Genomic DNA, 20,577 nt, shown 5'->3' on the forward strand with positions numbered 1-20,577 from the left:
CCAGACATTTCGAAGCTTGCAGGGCGGCCGCACTGCTGTCCGCCAAACGCACAAACCCCGGCAAGACCAACCTTGCCGGGGTTAAAGATCAAGCTCAGGGGCGCCGCATCGCTACCGGAGGCGGACGTTGTCAGTCGCCGAGGGGTTTGTCGGCGAGTCGTCGGCGGATGTCCCGGGCTTCCTCGGACCGCCCGAGCTCCTCGAGCAGGTCCGCCCGTGTCGCCTGTGCGGTCCGCAGGCGCCCGGCGAACACCGCGGGTGTCTCCGAGGCCAGGCGATGGAGGATCCGGATGGCTTCCTCGATCGCGGTCAGGCCTTCGTCCGGGCGGCCCACGTCCCCGTAATCGACCGCCAGGTTGTTCAATGAGGTGGCGAGGTCCGGTTCGTACGCGGTGGGGTTGCCCGCCGCTACGCGGCGTCGGATGGTGACGGTTTCCTCGCTCGCGGCCAGGCCCTCGGTCCGGCGACCCAACTCCCCGAGTCGGACCGCCAGGTTGTTCAACGAGCTTGCGAGGTTCGGTTCGTACGCGGCGAAATCGGCTCCGGCCAAGCGGCGGCAGACCTCTACGGCTTCCTCGATTGCGGCCAGGCCCTCGTCTCGCCGACCCAACCCCCCGAGTCGGTTCGACAGGTTGTTCAACGAGCCGGCGAGGTCCGGTTCGTACGCGGCGGGGTTGCCCGCGGCCAGGCGGCGTCGGATGGCGACGGCCTCCTCGATCGCGGCCAGGCTTTCTTCCCGCCGGCCCGCTTGCCCGAGTCGGATCGACAGGTTGTTCAACGAACCGGCGAGGTTCGGTTCGTATGCGTCGGGGCTCGCCGCTGCCAGGCGGCGCCGGATGGCGACGGCTTCCTCGATTGCGGCCAGACCCTCGTCTTGCCGGCCCATCGCACCGAGTCGGTTCGACAGGTTGTTCAACGAGGTGGCGAGGTCGGGTTCGTATGCGTCGGGGTTCGCCGCTGCCAGGCGGCGCCGGATGGTGACGGTTTCCTCGATCGCTGCCAAACCCTCCGCCTGGCGACCCATCTCCCCGAGTCGGTTCGCCAGGTTGTTCAACGAGCTGGCGAGGTCCGGTTCGTACACGGCGAAATCGGCTCCGGCCAAGCGGCGGCAGACCTCGACGGCTTCCTCGCTCGCGGCCAGGCCCTCGGTCCGGCGACCTGCGTCCCCGAGTCGGAGCGACAGGTTGTTCAACGAGACGGCGAGGTTCGGTTCGTACGCGGCAGGATCGGCCGCGGCCAGACGGCGGTAGACCTCGACGGCCTCCTCGATCGTGGCCAAACCCTCGGCCCGGTGGCCCACTTCCCCGAGTCGGACCGCCAGGTTGTTCAACGAGACGGCGAGGTCCGGTTCGTACGCAGCAGGATCGGCCGCTGCTAGGCGGCGTCGGACGGCGACGGTTTCCTCGATCGCCGCCAGGCCTTCGGTCCGCCGACCCAGCTTCCCGAGTCGGATCGACAGGTTGTTCAACGAGCCGGCGAGGTCCGGTTCGTACGCGGCCGGATCGGCTTTCGCCAAGCGGCGCCGGATGTCGAGTGCGTGTCGGTCGGCGGCGAGGGCCTGTTGGTGGAGCCCGGCGTTTGCGTAGCGGTTGGCAAGGGCGCTGTGGAGGCGGGCGTGCTGTGCGGGGTCGGTGGTGGCGGCCAGGCGGAGGGGGGTGAGGCGTGCGGTGAGGGCGGCGATGCCCGGGTCGAGGTCGGTGTGCCGGTCTACGGGCAGGTGGGCGTCGACGGCCTCCAGGACCTCCATGGGCAGGTCGTCCAGCGCGGCGAGGGCGGTGAGGGTGGCGCCGCCGGCGTGGAGGGCGAGGTCGGGGCGGGCGGTGAGCACAGGCACGAGTTGGATGGGCACGAGGTGGGGCCAGCGGGCGGCGGCGGCGACCAGCACGGTGAGGGCGGTACGGACTCGACCGGCGGCCCACGCCGTGGTGTCCGTCGCGGTGTTCGTGGTGGTGTCGGGATGCGCCTTCGGTGTGTCGTGGAGTAGGCGTGTGGGGGCGGTGGTGGTCCAGGGGTCGGGGGTGGCGTGGGCCAGGTGGTGGCCTGGGGTGGTGAGGGCGAGGAAGTCCTCGGCGAGGCGGTCCGGGTATAGCGGCTCCAGGACCGTCCCGGCATGCGGGTCGGCGGGAGGGTAGGCGACGGCGTGGTCGGTCAGTGCCCGGTCGACGCCGTCCCCGGTGCAGGCGCCGATCGCGACGAGCACGGCGTGCCCGGCGTCGTGGGAGACTACGCCGGTCAGCGCGGCGGTGTAGGTGGTGCGGGCGAGGGTCTCTGCGGTGACGGTGACGCGCCGGTTCTCGTGCAAGGCCCGCCAGTGGTCGCGTTCGCGGTCCAGGAGGTAGCCCGAGATCCGCCCCGGCGCGTCCAGGTCCGTCGCGGTTCCGGTGCGGTGGGCGTCGACGGCGGCCAGCGCGGCCATGTGTACGGCCAGCACCTGCCCGAACCGCCGAGGATCGTCCAACGCGGCGGGCGCGACCACCCGGTGCGGGTCGGGGACGTCCAGCGCCGCGGCGAACCGATTGCGGGCCGCAGTGAAAAGGGCGTGGGGGTCGGTGTTCGGATCGTCGGTGAGCGGCGGCAGCGGCAGGACGTCGGTGTCCACGTCGAGGCGGTCCAGGCGATGCGCCAGGGTCTGCCACCACAACCCGGCCGGACGCGCGACCAGCAGCACCCGCACCCGACACCCCTGCCCGGCGGCGTGCGCGAGCAGGGTGACCAGGTCGGTCACCGGCCACCGCTCCGCGTAGTCGACCACCAGCAACACCCCCGCCGCCGGCTCCGCTTCCCCGGCCGGATCCGACCCGCGCCCGAGGCCACCGGCACCCGAGGCGGCGTTCGCGTCCGCAGGAGTGGGGTCGGTGGCGTGCCGGGCCTGCAACACCCCCCAACCCCCGCCGTCGGCACGAGTGTCGGCCGCGAAACGCGCGGCCAGGCGTGTCTTGCCCTGCCCACCCGGCCCGTGCACCAACAGGACCGACACCCCTGCGGCACGGTCGTCGCGCCACGCGGCCAACCGCGCCAACTCGCCCCGACGTCCGGTGAAGCCCACCAACGCGTACCGTGCCTGCAATAGCCGCGCCGGCTGCGCCCGAGCCTGCACAACTGTCGGCGCCGCACGCTCCGTTGGGAATGCGTCGATCCGGTACAGCGCCCGCTCGGCGCCGGTGTGCGTGGTGACGTGCACGTCCCCGGTGACATCGGAGACCTGGGTCACCGGCCCGTTCACCACCGATCCGGCCACCCACTGCCCCGGCCGCTTCCCCGCGTTCCGCGTCGAGGTGCCTGCCCCGGCCGGACGTTCCCCGGCCGGTAGCTCCCCGGGTCCGGCGGCGGGCGGGGTGTCGCGGCGGGGCCACCATCCGGGCCTGCGACGCGGGCCGGTCACGGGCCCTCCTCGATGTCGACGTCCCCACCGGTGCCCTGTACCTGATCGACCGGACCGGAGACGATGCTGCCGTGGACCCGCTGCCCGTCCCCCGCACCGCCTGCGGGTGGCGGTGTACCCGGGGCGACCGGGGACGGGACGACCGGCCGGGCGCTGCGGCGGGTGATCCGCACGTTCCCGCCGGTGCCGGACACCTGCGTGACACCACCGTTGATCGCGCTGTCGGTCACCGACTGCCCATTCGACGCGGGGCGTTCGCGCCGTGCCCCGGCCACGGACACCGCCAGTCCGGCCAACGCCACGAACAGCCCGAGCACGCTCGCCCACTTGTCCGCCTCGTCCAGCCCGACCACGGCGAGGTACACCGCCAGCCCGACCAGCGCCGTACCCGCCACCACACCGCCGATCCACGCCTGTGTCTTCGCCGTCATTCCCCCATCGTCCAACCGCGGCTCCCGCCGCGGAGCCCACTCGGGCCGACGGTGACCCGCCCGTGACACCGACCGCCCGCGACACCCGCCGTGCCCCTGTCGAGGCGGGCGACGGCCTCCCCGAACCGGCCTCGCGCACCCGTCGTCGTCACGGCACCGGGTTCGTGCGGTGGCTCGTCCATCACCGACGTCCCGCACCGCCGCTGCGGCGGCGGTCGCCACGCGGGGAACGGTCCCGGCCCCGACCACGCACGCGTGGTCGGGGCCGTCCCGGTGTCGGTGTCGTGGGGCACAGCCCGCACACCACGCCACGAGGCGAATGTGTGGACCCCGCGAAGGACACCCGTCCACCCTGCCAGCAACCCGCCCCCGGGACGCGGCCGGTTCGCCCGAACGAGGCGACACGACCCCACCCCCGAACCCCACACGAACCTCGCTTCGGATCTCACATCCGGTTCATGTCCAGCGCATGCCCAACGCGTTGAGTTCGGCGATGCGTTCGGCCGGGAGTTTCGCCCGCCGTGACCTGGTGGTGGTGACCCATACCCCGAGCCGTACGTCCTCGGGCCATCCGTCGAACGCGGTCACCGTCTCCACGTGGGCGCGCGGTACTTCGAGGTGCCCGACGCGGGCCCGGTACGCCGCCGCCGCGGCCACCGCGATCGCCCACGCCTGCTCCCGCGTCCGCTTCGGCCGAGGCCCCTCCGGCATCGGCAGCGCCGCCGCCTCGGCCTCGGCCGCAGTGTCGGCCGTCGCGGGTGGGGTGAGTCCGAGTGCGAGCAGCTGTTCGCGTTGCGGTTCGTTCAGCCCGTCCCATCCGGACCGCTGCCGGGCCACCCACCGCCCGATCGAAGTCCCGCGGTGGACGACGTCCAGGCCCACGTCGTCCAACCGGCCGCCCGCGCCCCGCCCGGCCTGCTCGGCCTGCTGGCGCAGGTATTCGGCCGCGTGGGTGAGGTGTCGTTGCCACGCCACCGGCCAATGCGGCGGGTGCCACGGCTCGCCCTCCACCAGGGCGTCCAGCGCCGCGCCGCGCCCGGCGGACAACGCGCCCCGCCGGTCCTGGGCGCGGCGGTTCGCGAGCCACGTCCCGATCGGGTAGCCGTCGACCACGGCATCGGTCGGCGCGGCCAGCGTGCCGTGTCGGCGGGCGTATTCACGCGCTATGGCGAGGCCGTCCTCCCACGCCTGGTCGTGGACGGACCACACCATCCCGAGCGCGTCGAGCCGTTGAATCTGTTTCCGCCCCAAATTGCCCTTCGCGTATTCGGCGCGCATTTCCGAAATCCAGCGTCCGAGCGGGAATTTGATTCCGTGGTGATCGATGTCAACAGCGTCGATGGGCACGGCGAGGTCTCCATGGTCCCGCTGGTAGCGTTCGGCGGCCACGAATCCACGTATCCAGTTCCGTGATTGCGGGTCCACCACAAGCAATTCCACGAAACGGGAAATCTGCGCCGGGTCGCGCAGGGTGGAGAATCGCAGGATGGGCCGCCATTCCGGCCGTTCCGCGCCGTCCTCGCCCTGCTCCTGGTCGTCGCCGTCGACGGCTTCGGGCTCCTCGCCGCGCGCGCCCTGGGCCTCTCCGTTGACCTGGGGCACTGCCAGCACGTCGCAGATGGACGCGTCGTGCGCCCGTAGGGCCTGGAGCACCCGCTGGAGCGGTCGCCAGCTCGGGGAGACGAGCATGTCGTCGCGGTGCTCGCCGGGTTGCAGGAAGATCGGGATGACGATGCTGGCGAGCTTGTCGCCGCGCTCGGACGGCCGGATGGCGCGTCCCACGGCCTGCACGATCTCCACGATCGATCCTTTGGGGTCCAGGATCGCCAAGGTGTCGATTTCCGGAACGTCCACACCCTCCCCCAAAACCCTGCAATTACTGACGAACGACCGGTCCACGATCACGCCGTTGCGGTCCGCGCCGGCCCCGAACCGCCCCAGGACCCGCCGCCGATGCGTCGGGTCGTGTTCCCCGCAGATCCAGTCGGCGGACATGCTCCACCCCTGCGCCGGGTTGCTCACCCGCAGGCGCCGCAGTGCTTTGGGCAGGCCGGTGGCGAAGGCTTGGGCTTCGAGGGTGCGGAAGTGGAAGGTCAGGACGCGGCGAAGGTCGTGTTCGGCGGCGGCCTTGAGCATCGCGGTCTGGAGTGCCGCCATCCGTGCGCCCCGGAACGCCTCCTTCGCTGCCGGGTCGGTGGTGTGCCGGTCGAGCTTGCTGCCGGTCGCCGCGGCGGCGGCCTGGACGTCCGGGTCGCGCACCTCCAACACCAGGATGCGAAAGGGCGCTACCAGCCCTGCGGACACCGCCGCCGAGAGCGGTAGCGAGTAGGAAACCCTGCCGAACAGGCGCTCGTCGTCCATGGATGCGGCGTAGCCGACGGGCAGGGGCTGGTACGCCGTGCGCTCGCTGTGCTCGTCCTCCTCGAGTTCGTCGGCGAGTTCCAGGTCGTCGTCCTGCCACCCGTCCCACTCGTCCAACTCGGGGTCCGGGTCCATGGGATCCAGCTCGGGCACGGGCGGATCGGTCGCGAGCGCCGCGTAGGCGCTGCGCGGACCCACCATCGTCGAGCAGCGCAACGAGCGCACGCGCGTACTCCCGAACGAACATCGGATGCCGCCCCCGCCCGAACAGATTCCGTATCTGCTCGCGATCGGCCTCCGTCCCCGCGACCCCCAACACCTCGGCCAGCGCCCCGGTCCACACCCCGGGCGGATTGTCGGTGGCGGCGTAGTAGGCCCCGAGATCCTGCCCGAGCCCACGCCCTTCGTCGGCAACGCTCACCGAATCGACCAGGTACTCCCACCCGTTCGGCCCGAGCTTGTGCAGTGTCATCACGGCGCGACCACCACCCACGCGGCGCGCCGCCGCACCTGTCCCGCCTCCCGAGCCGCCATGCGGGGAGGTCAGGTACCGGGGCGACTTGCCCACCAACGACGAAGCAGCGTAGACGGGGAGGCAAGGGAACGGGGTTTGTTGGGCCAGGCGTCTGACCCCGGACGGCCGGGTGGGCAAGGTGGGCCACACCGGGCAACCGAACCGAGCGAACGTGACGTACTGCCACAACCGCAGCACCACGAAGCAAGCCGGCCTGAAAGCAACTGCGCGTCGATGATGTAGCGCCGTCTGCGGGTGCTTTCGTGCCCCGAGACGGCTTCGGCCCGTTGCCCTGCTACCGCATCGTGACGGTGGGATCACCCCATCCGACAGGTCCACGACCACCCCGCCACGCGCGTGACCACTGATAGTGCACCAGAGAGGCCCGGGCGAGGCCGGCGCCGGCGATGTCGGTGAACGCACGTTTCCCCGCTGCCGATCGCCTCCGCGGCCTTGCGCCCTGCCGGGCGGAACCCGGCAGGGCGCAAGGAGTCAGTCGGCGGTGTGGGGTCGGGTCCGCAGCCGTGCTTCAGCCGCCGAGCCTCCACCCGTCGGCGGATTCCCAGCTGCCGAAGCCGCTGGACGGCCCCCACCAGGTGTGGCCGAGGACGCGATCGGTGCCGATGGTGAAGGCCTCGATGGTGTTGCTGTCGGGGTTGAAGGCCATGGCCGGCGCGCCGGTTACCGCCCACGGGCTTGCGTTCGCCCAGCCGCCGAAGCCGGAGGAGGGCGCCCACCAGGTGTGCTTGAGGTTGCCGTCGGTGCCGATGGCGAGCACGTCGAAGGCGTCTCCGGCGGGATTCCACGTCACGCTTGGTGCGCCCGCGAGTTGGGCGCTGCCGGCCGCCGCTGCCCAGGTGCCGAAGCCGCTGCCTGGCGTGTACCAGGTGTGGCTGAGGACTCCGTCGGTGCCGATTGCGAAGATGTCGAACGAACCCCCGGCCGCGTTGTACGCGACGGCGGGGGCCCCGGTCACCTGCCACGGGGAGGCGGCCGCCCAGGTGCCGAACCCGGTCACCGTGTTCCACACGTTGTGGCTGAGGGTCTTGTCCGTGCCGACCGCGAAGACGTCGACCTGGTTCGTGGCGGGGTTGTACACGGCGCTCGGGGCGCCGGCGAGGCTCCAGCCGCCTACGGTGCTCCATGTGCCGAACCCACCGGTCGACGACCACTGGTTGTGGTTGAGGTTGCCGTCCGTGCCGATGGCGAACACGTCGAAGTTCTTGGTGGTCGGGTTGTACACGGCGCTGGGCAGGCCCTGGTTCTTCCAGGTTCCGGCGGTCGACCAGGTGCCGAAGCCGCTGCCGGGCGTGTACCAGGTGTGCTTGAGGGTGCCGTCGGTGCCGAGGGCGAAGATGTCGTAGGAGCCGCTGTCGGGGTTGTAGACGGCGGTGGGCTTGCCGGTGATCGTGGCGCCGCCGACCGTGGTCCAGTCGCCGAAGCCGGTGCCGGGGGTGTACCAGGTGTGGTCCAGGTTGCCGTCCGAGCCGGTGGCGAAGACCTCGTAGGCCTTGCTCGCCGGGTTGTACACGGCGGCGGAGGAAGCGCGGAAGTCCCCGGAGAACGAGGGGGCGGGAGGCAGCGGGGTGGTGTCGGTGCCGCCCTTCGGCGATACATAGCCGCTGACTCTCTGGCTGCCGTACACCCCGGCCTTGATGGTGCCGCGGGTGACCTGGTTGTTCGCGCTGCCCTTGCCGCCCTGGTTGCCACCGATGATCCCGACGCTGCCGTCCGCGTTGACGGAGGTCACCAACGCGACGTGCTGGGCGTATCCGGAGCCGTCGTAGTTGAACACGACGGCGTCCCCGACCCTCGGCTGGCCGGAATGGAAGCCCGAGCCGTAGGTCGCGAAGCTGGCCGCGGCCGGATTCAGCCCTCCGACGTCCACGCCGTTTCGCGCCCACACCCATTTCGCGAAGTCCGCGCACCACGCCTCGGGTTGACCGCCGTTTCCGGTGCAACTGCTGTAATAGCCGGTCGTGCCGGCGGAGTTCGTGGAACAGGGGCCCTTGTAGAGGTTCGCCTCGGCGACGGCCGTGATCGAGGTCCCGACGCTCGCCGACGCGGCGGGCGCGCCGAGGAACACGGCCCCGGGGGCGAGGATCCCGGCGGCCAGAATTCCGATCATGCGGGGACGTGCGGCGATCCGGATGGTTGGTGACGTCATTGGTGCCTCCGATGTCGAGTGGGTGTGGGATGCGGTGAGACCCGTTGCGGGGTGGCACCTGTTCGAGAACGCGGTCGTCGTCGACGCCGGTCGGCGGGTGGCGCGCAGTCGACGCGCTCGGTGCTCCCGCGGACAGCGGGCCGACGTTTCGTGCGGACGGCGGGACGCGCGGGAGATTTGGGCAACTCGCGCACGCGGTCACCCGGGACGTGCGGGTCCGGCGCGGCGTCGGGCCGCGGACCGGATGCCGACGCGCGGCGGCGGAGCACGGGCGTGGGAGAGCGGCCGAGCGGCGTTCGAAGCCGCCGGTCGGGTCCGCGCCGGGGCTACTGCCAGCCCATGGTGTCGTCGGCGTGGACGACGGGCGGCCCGGCGGGGACCGGGATGGCCGCGGAGGCGGCGGTGACGGCAAGGACGGGAGCGGCGACGGCGAGGGCGGCGACCGCGGCGGCCTTCGCGATGCGGGTGCGGATCATGACAGAGCTCTCCTTCGGAACGGGGGTGTGGTGTGTGTCCCGGATCCGGGGCCTTCCGCGGTAAGGCAGTTCCCGGTTCCCCGGCTGCTCATCGCTGCCGTTGAGTACGAGCATGTCTGCTGGTCAGAGGCGTAACCAGAGCCTCGGGCTGTCCTGAACCGGCCCTGTCCTAAGCCGTCCAGCCCGGCCGGATCAGGACAGCCAGCGGTCGAACGCCTGCGGCACCAGCCCCGCCGCGACACCCGCCAGGACGAAGCCGGCCAGCGGTCCGTCCGCCGCCAGCGCGCGTTCGCACACCCGACGCCCGGCGGCCTCGGCGACCCCGAGGTCGGGGGCGATCAGAAACAATCCGAGTACCGGCCCGCCGGGTGCGTGAGCATGGACGCTGACGTGCTCCAAGCCGTCCTCGGGCAGCGCCGACGACAGCACGAACCGCGATGCTTCGGGAGGAAGTTCACACCCGTTCGGGACGCGCAGGCGTGCGTGGAGGAGATACATTCCGCCAAGCCTGCCCACCCGAAGCACCCCCGCACACCGCCGCGACGCGGACGGAACGAGCCATGGCCGGAACAGGACACCGCCGAAAGCAATCGAGCGGCCGTTGGAACGACGTGGCATGATCCCCAACCGAACCATTGGCACTGTGGGGGGACCCGATGCTGGACGTGCTGGGCTTGGACGACGCCGCCGAATCCGTGTACCGCGCCATGCTGACCCGGCCGGGCCACGGCGTGACCGCCCTGGCCGCAGAGCTGGGAATGAGCGACACGCAAGTGCGCTCCGCGCTCGACCGGCTCAGCGAACTGGCGTTACTGCGCCCGTCCGCCGAGCACGACGGCCATCTCCACGCGGTCAGCCCGGAGGTGGGCATGGAAGTCCTCCTCGCCCGGCAGCAGGCCGAACTCGTGGCCCAGCAGCAGCGGATCGAGGCGTCCCGCGCCGCAGCGGCCCGGCTGATCGCCGAGTGCGCGGACCTGCGCCCGGCTGCCGGCGCCCCCGGGGTGGAGCAGTTGATCGGCTTGGACGCGATACGTGACCGCCTTACCGGACTGACCCGCGAAGTCACCTCCGAGGTAATGACGTTCGCGCCCGGCGGTGCGCAAACCGCGGACAACATGGAGGCCGCCAAACCTCTCGACGCCGAACTTCTGAAGCGCGGGGTCCGGATGCGGACGCTCTACCTCGACAGCGTTCGCAACAACCCGCCCTCGATCGCCTACGCCGACTGGCTCGCCGAACGCGGCGGCCAGGTCCGAACCACCCCCGCGCTCCCCGTCCGCATGATCATCGTCGACCGCACCACGGCGGTCGTCCCCATCGACACCCGGGACACCGCCCACGGCGCGGTCGTCCTCACCGGACTCGGCACCCTGGCCGCGTTGTGCGCGCTCTTCGACACCGTATGGGAGTCCGCCGCCCCGCTCGGCGAAGCCAGGACCCGCGATGTTCGCGGGCTGACCGGGCAGGAGGCGGAGGCGCTGCGGCTGCTCGCGCAGGGGCTCACCGACGAGGCGATCGCCAACCGGCTCGGTGTCTCGGCCCGCACCGCGCGGCGTATCGCGGCCGAACTCATGGAAGCCCTGGGCGCACGCAGCCGGTTCCAGGCCGGCGTGGCAGCGGTACACAAGGGCTGGATCTGACACGCTCAAGCATCACCGGCCGACGTGCCGGCCCGGCGCGAAAGGGCGGGACCGAGCCGCGTGGCCGCAACCGGACGAGGCCCGTTCCGGCCATGCGGCGGTTCTGTTCGCGGAACCACCGCGGCGCCAGGCTGAGTTCGCCCGGCCACCACGGCTGCCGAACTTTACCCGCAACGCGCAGCGCGGGGGAGGGCCGGGCCCCACCTCGGCCGCACAGAAAGCGCCTGCCTTGATGAAGACTGTCCGCACTCTGGTCTCCGCCGCCGTCGTCTCGGCCGTACTCGCAGGCGGCTCGCTCGCCGCCTCGACCCCCGCGTACGCCGTCGATCCCCTCTCCTGCGGCCCGATCCTGTCCACCGACGGCGCGACCGCCGCCCAGGTGAAACCGACGCTCACCGGCAAGATGCACAGCAGCCTGGACGCGTACCGGGTATCCTGCGCACGGGCGATCGTGAGTGTGGTCCGAGGACGCGGGCTGCCCGACCGGGCGGCGGTCATCGCGGTGACCACGGCCATCGTCGAATCGGACATCGCGAACCTCCCGTACGGCGACCTCGATTCCCTCGGCCTGTACCAGCAGCGTCCCTCGCAAAACTGGGGCACCCCGGCGCAGATCACGGACCCGGTCTACGCCACCAACAAATTCCTCGACGCGATGCGGAGCAAGTATCCGAACGACGGTTGGATGACGGCCGAGATCGGTGCCGTGTGCCAAAAGGTCCAGATATCGGGCTTCCCGGACGCCTACCAGCCGCAGGCCGCAGACGCGGGACGCATCGTCAGCGCCCTGACCACCTCCTCGGTCGCCGGGATCTCCGCGGCCGGCGGGCAGCAGACGCTGTACAACCCCGACACCGGTACCACGCAGGCCTTCGGCGTCGGGGCGGACGGCATCATGGCCCGCACGTCCAGCACGAACGGCGGGGCCTGGGGCACATGGGCCACGATGGGCACGACCAAGTTCGCGGGCAATCCTGCCGCCGTGTACAACCCGGTCACCAAGACCGCCGAGTTGTTCGCGATCCGTGCCGACGGGCTCATGGCCCGCGCGTACAGTGTCAACGGCGGCGCGTGGAGCGACTGGGCCACGTTCGGCGGCTGGAACTTCGCGGGCAGCCCTGCCGCCGTGTACAACCCGACCACCAGCGCGGTCGAGCTGTTCGGCATCGGCGCCGACGGGGTGATGGCGCGCAGTTACAGCATCAACGGCGGTGCCTGGAGCGCTTGGGCGACACTCGGCAGCACCAGGTTCACCGGTACGCCCTCCGCGGTCTTCGAGTCCGGGACCGGCACCGCCGAGGTCTTCGCGACGGGAACGGACCGCATCGTCCGGCACGCGTACAGCACGAACGGCAGCGCGTGGAGCGCCTGGGCCGACCTGCCCGGTTTCGCCTTCGCGAGCAGCCCCGAGGCCGTCTACAACCCCGTGATCAACACCACCGAGGTCTTCGCGGTCGGTACCGACGGCATCATGTCCCACGCCTACAGCATCGGCGGCGGAACCTGGAGCGACTGGTCGATCCTGGGGACCTGGAGGTTCGCCATGACCCCCACCGCCGTCTACAACCCCTCCACCAGCGCCATCGAACTGTTCGGCATCGGCGCCGACGGCATCGCCGCCCGCACCTACAACATCAACGGCGGCGGCTGGGCCGACTGGAGCGTCCTCGGCAGCGCCAAGTTCGCCAACACCCCCGCCGCCGTCTACGAGTCCGGCACCGGCAGCGCCGAGGTCTTCGCGATCGCCGCGGACGGCACCATGGCCCACACCTACTCCATCCACGGCAGCGCCTGGAGCGACTGGTCCTCCCTCGGCACCTGGAAGTTCAAGACCGCATAGCACCGGCATCGAACCCCGCCCCCGCCGTCCGACCGCGGTCCTTGCCCGGACGGGCCCCGAACCCCATCCGGGCAAGGACCGCAGGCGCGCATCCCCGGCCCGCCCTCGGCGTCCCGGTCGGAGCCGGATTCCGACACGGCACCCGTGTCGAAGTCGCCCCCACATCCGAGGGACCACCGGCAGCGACATCCCCCTCGGCGAACGCGCGCACACGACCCGGCCCGCGCGATTGCCGGGGCGAACGGCAGCCCGGTCGCGATGCTCGGCCGAACCGGTACTTGCCCATCCGGACAAGTGATTCGCCGAGCCGAACACGGTTTCGCTCGATAACATCCCCAGTGTGCATTTCACCGCTTACGCGGTGCGATCACCGGACGCCAGTGCGCGGCCCCGCGATCGCGGGGCCGCGCCGCTGATCGACCACCCGACCACCCCGACCCGTCCGACTCCGCGCCGCCGACCGGCCCGATCCCGGTAACGATGCCCTCGTGAACGCCTGCCGCCACACGTCAACAGGCCCCGTCCACACGGTCCCGACAAGGCGATACGTGTGATTTCGCAGTGGTTGTTGGTGTGCGGCTGCCGCTGTGACCTGGGGCGGAAGATTTCAAGTCCAATGAGACGTTCGTGAGCCTATGAACTGTGCGGTTCGGGTTCCCTTCGTTTGGCGGGGTCGTTGATCCACGCGGTCGTGGGGAGCTCGGGTGGTGTGGGGCGTCGTCCGAAGCGTTCGGGATGGGCGGTGTATGCCCGGGCGAGGGTGATCGCGCGCTGGTCGCGGACCTGGCCGGCGGTGCCGAAGTGCACCGAGGCGGGCGTGTGGTAGCCGATCCCGGAGTGTCGATGCTCGTGGTTGTAGTAGGCCACGAACCCCTCGAACCACTCGCGGGCGTGTGCGAGCGAGTCGAAAGAGCCCGGAAAGTCGCCTGTGTACTTGATGGTCTTGAAGTTCGCCTCGCTGTAGGGGTTGTCGTTGGAGACCCTCGGCCGGGAATGACTCCGGACGACCCCGCGGTCGATCAGGAGTTGGGAGACCTTCCTCGAGGTCATCGACGTGCCGCGGTCGGCGTGGACGGTTTCGGGGACCAGGCCGTTGCGCTCGATGGCGTCCGCGACGAACTCCCTTGCGCGTTCGGCGGATTCGACGCGCTCGACGGTGTGCCCGACCACGTATCGGCTGAAGATGTCGATGATTACGTAGGCGTGGAACCACACACCTTTCGCCGGACCCCTCACTTTGGTGATGTCCCAGGTGAACACCTGCGAGGGGGCGTGGGCCACGAGTTCGGGCACGGTTTTGGCGGGGTGCGTGGCCTGGCGGCGGCGTTCGCCGGCCTGGCCGGTCGCGCGCAGAATGCGATACATCGTGGAGATCGAGCAGTGATGGCGGCCGGCGTCCAACTCGCGGGCCCAGATCTGCGCGGGCGGCAGTTCCGCGTACTCGCCGGTGTTCATCAACTCCAGGATCGCGGCACGTTCGTCCGCGTCGAGCGCCGAGGCGGGCGCGGAGCGGGGCTTTCGAGGCATCGGGGCGACCGGGTGGAGGTGGCGGTGGTGGGTTGCGCGGGAGCGGCCGATCAGTCGGCAGGCCGTCACGATCCCGATGTGAGGGGCCAACTCGTCGACGATCAGTGTCAGTTGGTGGTTCAGGGCGTGTTTCCGTCCTCGCTCTCGGAGAGCATCTCCAAGAGCTTGACCCCTTTTCCCGGGATCTCCAGTGCGGCGTCGCGCTTGGCCACCTCCTTCTCCAGGCGCTCGATCTTGCGCCGGAGCTTCTCGTTCTCGGCTTCGGCCGCGGGCTTCTTCGGGCGGGCGGGGCTCGTGCGTCGGTCGGTGAGCTTCGCCAGGGCGCCGGCGTCGCGCGCGGCCCGCCATTCCTGGATGTGGGAGTGATACAGCCGCTCGCGTCGCAGGATCGCGCCGCGTCCGGCGGCATCCGGGGCGCCGTCGTACTCGGTGACGATCCGGAGCTTGTACTCCGGGGAGAAGGTGCGGCGCTTGGGCTTGGGAGCCGGGTCGCCGCCGGGATTCGGGCTGGTCATGAAGGTGGTGCTCCTGTCGCACCCTCTCAGGCTAACCCGGATCTATCGGGCGTCTCACCACACACTGACAGAGAGGGTCCAGGATGGCGGTGATCGCGGCTTGGCGTACGAGGCGGGTGAGGCTTCCGATCCGTCCGGCGGTGCGTTGGTGGAGGTAGGCGGCGAGGCGGGGGAGTGTCCCGGCGCGGTGTGCGCTTCGGGTCGAGGGCGGCTTCCACGCCGGCGATCAACTCTTTGAACGGTTCGCGTGTGCCGAGCCGCGCGGGGAACGCCCCGCACTCGACGAGTGAAGCCCGTCCGGCGAGTTGCGCCCCGCGCACCCCCGTGAACAACGGTGTGGCGGCCACGTCGATGCCCGCGTACACGAACGTCGCCCCGATGCGTTCGGTGAGGTCCTTCAGCAAATCGGCGGTCTCCGCGCCGGTGGTGGTGCGCGGGTTGAGGCGGTGGATCTCGTCGATGAGGACCAGACGGACGCCCGCTCGGTCGTAGGTGTGGCAGACGGCCTCGGTGATCTGTGCCTGCGTCATGCGGGTCGTGACGGGCACGCCGAGATAGCGGGCGAACTCGGCGGCGAGGGCCTTCGCGGTCGCGCCGGGCGGTACGAGGACATACGCGACCGGCACGCGGGTGTGGGCCTGCCCGGGCAGCGCCGGGACACGGCGGATGTGGGCGAGGTGGCAGGTGCGTCCGACGCGGGTGCAGGGCGGTGGTCTTCCCGGCCGCGGCGGGCCCGGTAACGATCAGGGACGGTCGGGCGGTGGTCTGTTGGTGGCGGCCCAGGACCATCAGGGTGTGCACGCTGGTGGCGAGGGCGTCGATGGCCGGGGTGCGGATGGTCACGAAAGCGGAGTGGTAGGCCAGGCGTTCTTCCCGGCTGCGTGGCGGGACACCGGGCTCGGGCGGCACCGGGGGCGCGGCGGCCACGAAGTTCTGCCAACCCTGCCAGGTGGTCACCGGCCGGGACCGTTCCGTCGTCTCCGCACCGACGCCCCACGTGTCGTCGCCCGATCGCGCATCGGGGCTCACCATTTCAGGGCCTCCGCCTGTGCGTCGTAGATCCCGTACCCCGGGTACGGCGGGGCGGGGGAGCCGGAATCGTCTTCACCGGCGTTCCGCCCCGGCAGTGGGGACGCGTCGGGACTTTCGTCGAGTTCGTCGAGACTGTCCTCGTCCTTTCCGCAGACCGTGTCGCCGAGGTCCTGTTCCCACTGCTTGCGCACCGAGCGCGCCGGTGGGGGAGTCCGAGTGGGTGTGCCCCGGGCGAGGAGGCGTTGTTCGGCGCGGGTGGCGTGTCCGGTGTGGGCGCGGCGCATGAGCCGGTCGAGGGCGTCGGCGAGGTCGGCCTCGTACCGGTCGCGGTCCGCGTGGTGGGCGGTGACCGTTTTGACGTACCGCCGGGTGCGTTCGTCGAAGGGGTGGTGGGCGTGGTCGCGGTGGATCCAGGGGATCTGCGTGGACTCGCCGTCGGGCAGGCGGATCCACACCTGGCGGCCGTCGTGCGGGTTGTGGTGGACCTCCCACCTCCCGCCGCGAGCGGCGATCCCGGAGGACTGCCCGCGAAGCGGGCCCAGGACCTCGTGGTCGTAGGTGCGGTGGCCGATGCGGATCCCGCGTTCGGTGACGGCCTGCCATCGCACCGGCAGCAGTTCGAGGTAGTCGCCGCCGGTCAGCGGTACCGGCACGTATCCGGCCACCGCGACGAGTGCGGCCCACATCTGGTTCGGCGTCAGCGCGACCCTCGGCATCACCGGATGTCGCAGCCCCTGGTGCGGGCGCTGGTGCCAGTGCACGAGCCATTCGTCGAGCAGGTCCTGCAACTGGGCGACACTGAAGCACGCTTCGCCTTCGACGTTTCTACCGCGTCGGGTGACGTCGGAGCCGGTGTATCCCGGAAGATGCTGACAGAACAGGGAGTTGATCGACCCGAAGGTGCGCTCGACGATGCCCTTCGCCGTCGGCGCGAACGGCGGAGCCGGCTGCACGCCGATCCCGAGCGTCTCGCACGGGCCCGTGAACGCCTTCGACATGAAGACCTTCCCCCGGTCCACGACGATCGTCTCCGGCACCACGACCGGCCGCGCGGCCGCGCTCTCGAGGCGTTCGTCCAGTGTCATCAGCCGATCGCGCGAGAGCAGCCGGGTGTGGGCGAAGCGCGGCGCGTCGGGCCAAGTGGGCCGGGCGGGATGGGGGACGGCCATCTCCGCGAGCAGCAGCGCCGCGTCCACCGCCCGGGTCCCGCCCGGGCACAGCACCGCCGCCAGGATCGCCCGGGTGGTGACGTCGACCGCGATCGTGAGTTCGGGTCGCCCCACCGTGCCGTCCTCGAACAGGGCCAGGACGTCGAGGCGCGTGGTGTCGATCTGGACCTGTTCCCCGGGCCGAAGAGCCACCGTCGGGTGTCCCGTCTCGTTGAAGTTGTGTGATCTGTAGGTCTTTGACCTGTAGTGCTGCAGATACGGCGAGACGGATATTTCGGGCCCTGTCTGGGGTTGATTTTGATGCAGTGTCCCTGTTTCTGCAGGTGATGGGGATGTTTCTGGTTGATCTTGCAGATGAAATGAGATTCCTGCAGGTATGCCGAGACGGCTTACCTGGCTTTCCGCGACGCCACCATGCCCGACACCAGCCACGCGGGACTCGACACCGTCCTGACTGCCATTGACCTGGTCACGGGCAACGCGATGCGCTTCGGCAGCGCCCGGAGCAGCTGCTGGGGACGATCACCGAACCCGTGTCGGTGGCCACCGCCGTCGCCGCATCCGCGGCCTTCCCCACGCTGCTCCCGGCGATCGAGCGCACCCACACGTTCGAACGCACAGGACGGCAGACCCGCCACACCGTGCTGCTCACCGACGGCGGCGTCTACGACAACCTCGGTACAAGCTCGCTCGAGCCGGGCCGCTCAACGACCTTCACCCCGCATGTCGATGACGACGTCCGCTACGTTGTCGCTTGCGACGTCGGCCGGGGCGCGCCGGCTCGTATCGGTCCGCACTTCCGGCCGGGGCGGATGGCAAGGTCCTTCGAGATCACGCACCGCGAAGCGCAGGACGCGGCCCGCACCAGGTTGCACGAATGGGCTGCCGCCGGACGTATCGACGGATTCGCCCTTGCCTGTCTCGGCATGCGCGACGACCGCCTGCGCCCCGGTCCACGGCCTCGTCCCGCGGGAGCAAGTGGGCCCTTTATGGGACCGACTTCGCAGCAATGAGCGAGAACACCCGCGGGCACTGGCCACCCGTGGCGAACAACTGATTCGCGTGCTTCTCCCCACTTACTGCCCGCACTTGCGAAGGCTCGGATACGTCACGCGCACGATTGTCACGGCCCGCGCAGATGCATGGGAGCCGTGTGGTCGGGCAGTGGGAGGCGGTCGGTGGTGATCGTCCACGTGCTCATGGGCAGGCCCTTCGGCGCGGGAACGGAATCACGGACCCGAGGGGCGCGGTCACGTGTCGAGGAACGCCGCGGCTTCGCGGAGGACGTCCTCCGTGATGGCTTCGCCGCCTTCCTCGATGGCGATCTGGGCGGCCTGGGAGATCAGGGGCGCGAGGTGTTCCATGCGCCCTTCGCTCAAGCGGTGCAGGAGCGCCGCGTGTTCGAGCAGGCCCTGCTTCTTGTGGTGGTGCAGGCGCAGTTTCTCGTCGAAGCCGTTCAGGGTCCTTCCCCATACCTCGGTGTAGGGGAGGGGGTTGACCCATAGGACGGGGACGGAGTTGCGCGGGGTGGGGGTGTGCCGGGTGTCGGCGGGGCGGGGGAGGGCGGGGCTGCGTTCGCCGCGGGCCTCGTGCAGGATCTCCCGTGCGCCGGTGCCGCACCAGATGACGGTGAGGGGGATCTCGGCGGCCAGGAAGTCGAAGAAGTCGAAGGTCGGCTGGATGTCGTTGTTGCGGAGCCGGTCGACGCCGTCGACCAGGACGAGGCGGGTCCGGGAGGCGCGCATCACGTGTGCAGCCGGTCCGGTCCTGTCCTTCATCCGCAGGACGGATCTCCCGTCGACGTCCCTGCGGTAGAGGTCCCAGCCGAGGAAGACGGCGAGTTGGGCGGACCAGTTCACGGCGTCGTCACGGCTGGGCGGTGCGTTGACGCAGACGACCGGGATGCGGTTGGGGTCGGTGCCGTGCAACTGCTCGATGCGGCCCTGGTGGGCGCGGCCGATCAGGTGGGTCAGGGCGGTCTTGCCGGTGCCGCGTTCGCCGTCGACGGCGGCGTGGACGCGGGCATGGACGCTTTGCCGGTTGACGCGCAGGAGGCGTCTGGCCGTCTTGAGGCCGTGCTCGACGTCGGGGTGGCGATCATGTTCCTGAACGCGTGCGCTGGTGTCCCGGCCGGCGTGTTGCCCAACCTGGGCGGGACCGGCTATGAATCGCGCGTGATGATGTTCGTGTGCGCTGCCCGCGGTGAACCTCTCACCGGTGTTCTGAGGGAGATGGCCGAGGTTCCCGATCGGCCCGAGTTCGATGGGCGTGTCGGCGGCGACGGCTTCCGTCGAGCCCCGGCGACGGTGCCGCGAGGCATGTTCGCCCGTGAACGTGAAGCGTGGGGTGCGCCTCTCGTGGCGACGGATGATCCCGTCGCCGTCTTCGCCAGCGGCCCTTGCGTCGGAGACCCCGACGGTGACGGGTTTTTGATGTCGGCCGGGCCCGAGAACACCATCGTCGTCCACCCCGACGACGCCCCGACCCTCGTCGACCACCCCGACACGTCCGTCCACGTCGGATGCTGCGGATGGCATGGCCGGGAAGGAATGAACCGCCTCTGTCCGTGCGGCGCACTCGTCGGAACCGAGATCGGCGACTGCTCCACCGCCTTTGAACTCCACTTCGACCCGGAGCACGTCCGCGAGACTCCGGTATAGGTGCGTGCATCTCGGACCGGCGCGGTGTCCGCGCGACGTGGCGCCCGCCGCGGGGCAGGGCGGGGCGACGGTTCAGGTGAGGACGACTCGGACGTGGCGCGCGGACAACCGTCGCGAGCCCGAACGCGCGAACCACGCTTCGGCCAACCTCGACCCGGAGCCCGCCGCCGAGACCGGGAAGGCCCCGAATTCCGGCGAACCGCCGGTACGTCGCGCAAGCCTCCGACAACATGGAGTCACCGAAGGTCGAAGGGGGGCAGACATGGGCACGTGCCAGCGTTCGGTCAAACGCAAGAACGGGAAGACCTGCGGCAACAACGCCCGACCCGGCGAGCGCTACTGCGCCCGGCACGGCGGCGGCAGACGCCCCGGCGGCGGATCCCGGTCGCGGAAGAAGGCGGCGTCCGGCGACGGCTACGGCGGCCTGTTCATCATGTTCACCCTCCTGGCGATCCTCGCGTTCGGCATCGCGATGTGACCGCCCCACCCCCCGGCTGCCGGCCGGCAGGATGCCAGGCACGACCCTGCCGTGCAGCTGCTCGCCCCGACGTGGGGCGACGACGAACCCTCGGTCGACGCCAGCCTCCCGGTTCCGCCCGTCGTGGTCCTCGCGCTCGACCGGGGCCCGGCCGTCGTCGACGCGGCGACGATCCGCGCCGAGGCCGGGCGGGCGTGGCGAAAGGGCCCGCCGGGTTCCCGGCGGGCCCTCGATGATTCCGGGCTGTCCCCGATTCGTGGGAGCTAGGGTCGTGGGGGGGGGGGGGGGGCCGGGGGACCCCCCCCCCCCACCCCCGGCGGGGGGGGGGGTGGTCGTCGAGTTAATATAAAATAAAGCAAACAAATAAAAAAAATATCTAAGCGAA

Annotated in this window: 16 protein-coding genes and 2 pseudogenes; 6 read left to right on the forward strand and 12 right to left on the reverse strand. The window is 70.7% G+C overall.

Annotated elements, in window-relative coordinates:
• Nucleotides 1-130 precede the first annotated feature (130 nt).
• The 7 genes and pseudogenes from ACFXKZ_RS51285 to ACFXKZ_RS51315 form a co-directional block, all read right to left on the reverse strand.
• Nucleotides 131-3,382, reverse strand: coding sequence for a tetratricopeptide repeat protein (locus ACFXKZ_RS51285; protein ID WP_380015112.1), 3,252 nt, complete (start codon nucleotides 3,380-3,382; stop codon nucleotides 131-133).
• Nucleotides 3,379-3,813 (reverse strand): hypothetical protein, encoded by a 435-nt coding sequence (locus ACFXKZ_RS51290; RefSeq protein ID WP_380015115.1) that lies wholly within the window; start codon nucleotides 3,811-3,813, stop codon nucleotides 3,379-3,381. The genes ACFXKZ_RS51285 and ACFXKZ_RS51290 overlap by 4 nt, the downstream gene beginning before the upstream one ends.
• 456 nt (nucleotides 3,814-4,269) lie before the next feature.
• The gene (locus ACFXKZ_RS51295) at nucleotides 4,270-6,390 is read right to left on the reverse strand and encodes a Helicase associated domain protein (protein ID WP_380015164.1); all 2,121 of its coding nucleotides are present in this window, start codon (nucleotides 6,388-6,390) and stop codon (nucleotides 4,270-4,272) included.
• A gap of 7 nt (nucleotides 6,391-6,397) precedes the next feature.
• Nucleotides 6,398-6,646, reverse strand: a pseudogene (locus ACFXKZ_RS51300) (relaxase domain-containing protein); the annotation flags it as partial.
• 571 nt (nucleotides 6,647-7,217) lie between these two features.
• Nucleotides 7,218-8,855 (reverse strand): CHAP domain-containing protein, encoded by a 1,638-nt coding sequence (locus ACFXKZ_RS51305; RefSeq protein WP_380015118.1) that lies wholly within the window; start codon nucleotides 8,853-8,855, stop codon nucleotides 7,218-7,220.
• 326 nt (nucleotides 8,856-9,181) lie between these two features.
• Nucleotides 9,182-9,331 (reverse strand): hypothetical protein, encoded by a 150-nt coding sequence (locus ACFXKZ_RS51310; RefSeq protein ID WP_380015121.1) that lies wholly within the window; start codon nucleotides 9,329-9,331, stop codon nucleotides 9,182-9,184.
• Between the two features lie 192 nt (nucleotides 9,332-9,523).
• Complete coding sequence (locus tag ACFXKZ_RS51315) at nucleotides 9,524-9,829, reverse strand: hypothetical protein (protein ID WP_380015124.1); 306 nt, start codon at nucleotides 9,827-9,829, stop codon at nucleotides 9,524-9,526.
• A 158-nt stretch (nucleotides 9,830-9,987) separates the two neighbouring features.
• Between ACFXKZ_RS51315 and ACFXKZ_RS51320 the strand changes: the two genes are divergently transcribed.
• Both ACFXKZ_RS51320 and ACFXKZ_RS51325 read left to right on the forward strand, forming a co-directional pair.
• Entirely contained in the window at nucleotides 9,988-10,971 is a 984-nt protein-coding gene (locus ACFXKZ_RS51320; protein WP_380015127.1) for a helix-turn-helix domain-containing protein, read from the forward strand.
• Between the two features lie 232 nt (nucleotides 10,972-11,203).
• Nucleotides 11,204-12,811, forward strand: coding sequence for a hypothetical protein (locus ACFXKZ_RS51325; protein WP_380015130.1), 1,608 nt, complete (start codon nucleotides 11,204-11,206; stop codon nucleotides 12,809-12,811).
• 633 nt (nucleotides 12,812-13,444) lie between these two features.
• On the opposite strand, the gene ACFXKZ_RS51330 is transcribed toward ACFXKZ_RS51325, so the two are convergent.
• The 4 genes and pseudogenes from ACFXKZ_RS51330 to ACFXKZ_RS51345 form a co-directional block, all read right to left on the reverse strand.
• Complete coding sequence (locus tag ACFXKZ_RS51330) at nucleotides 13,445-14,428, reverse strand: IS3 family transposase (protein WP_380015132.1); 984 nt, start codon at nucleotides 14,426-14,428, stop codon at nucleotides 13,445-13,447.
• Nucleotides 14,429-14,457: 29 nt separating this feature from the next.
• The gene (locus ACFXKZ_RS51335) at nucleotides 14,458-14,853 is read right to left on the reverse strand and encodes a hypothetical protein (protein ID WP_380015134.1); all 396 of its coding nucleotides are present in this window, start codon (nucleotides 14,851-14,853) and stop codon (nucleotides 14,458-14,460) included.
• Nucleotides 14,854-14,929: 76 nt separating this feature from the next.
• Nucleotides 14,930-15,810 (reverse strand): annotated as a pseudogene (locus ACFXKZ_RS51340) (TniB family NTP-binding protein); the annotation flags it as partial.
• Between the two features lie 68 nt (nucleotides 15,811-15,878).
• On the reverse strand, nucleotides 15,879-17,246 hold the full coding sequence (locus ACFXKZ_RS51345; protein WP_380015137.1) for a hypothetical protein: 1,368 nt from the start codon (nucleotides 17,244-17,246) through the stop codon (nucleotides 15,879-15,881).
• A gap of 341 nt (nucleotides 17,247-17,587) precedes the next feature.
• Between ACFXKZ_RS51345 and ACFXKZ_RS51350 the strand changes: the two genes are divergently transcribed.
• A complete protein-coding gene (locus tag ACFXKZ_RS51350; RefSeq protein WP_380015140.1) occupies nucleotides 17,588-18,067 on the forward strand; it encodes a hypothetical protein in 480 nt (159 codons plus the stop codon).
• Nucleotides 18,068-18,304: 237 nt separating this feature from the next.
• Here ACFXKZ_RS51350 and ACFXKZ_RS51355 read toward each other — a convergent pair whose 3' ends face one another.
• The gene (locus ACFXKZ_RS51355; RefSeq protein WP_380015167.1) at nucleotides 18,305-19,027 is read right to left on the reverse strand and encodes a hypothetical protein; all 723 of its coding nucleotides are present in this window, start codon (nucleotides 19,025-19,027) and stop codon (nucleotides 18,305-18,307) included.
• Here ACFXKZ_RS51355 and ACFXKZ_RS51360 point away from each other — a divergent pair.
• From ACFXKZ_RS51360 to ACFXKZ_RS51370, 3 genes are all read left to right on the forward strand, one after another.
• On the forward strand, nucleotides 18,977-19,714 hold the full coding sequence (locus ACFXKZ_RS51360; RefSeq protein WP_380015170.1) for a hypothetical protein: 738 nt from the start codon (nucleotides 18,977-18,979) through the stop codon (nucleotides 19,712-19,714). The genes ACFXKZ_RS51355 and ACFXKZ_RS51360 overlap by 51 nt on opposite strands.
• A 262-nt stretch (nucleotides 19,715-19,976) precedes the next feature.
• Nucleotides 19,977-20,192, forward strand: a complete 216-nt coding sequence (locus ACFXKZ_RS51365) for a hypothetical protein (protein WP_380015143.1) — start codon at nucleotides 19,977-19,979, stop codon at nucleotides 20,190-20,192.
• Nucleotides 20,193-20,243: 51 nt separating this feature from the next.
• Nucleotides 20,244-20,459: a hypothetical protein gene (locus ACFXKZ_RS51370; RefSeq protein ID WP_380015146.1), complete on the forward strand. Its 216-nt coding sequence runs from the start codon at nucleotides 20,244-20,246 to the stop codon at nucleotides 20,457-20,459.
• Nucleotides 20,460-20,577 lie beyond the last annotated feature (118 nt).

The sequence above is a fragment of the Embleya sp. NPDC059237 genome (assembly GCF_042754105.1).
In the GTDB taxonomy this organism is placed as follows: Bacteria; Actinomycetota; Actinomycetes; order Streptomycetales; family Streptomycetaceae; genus Embleya.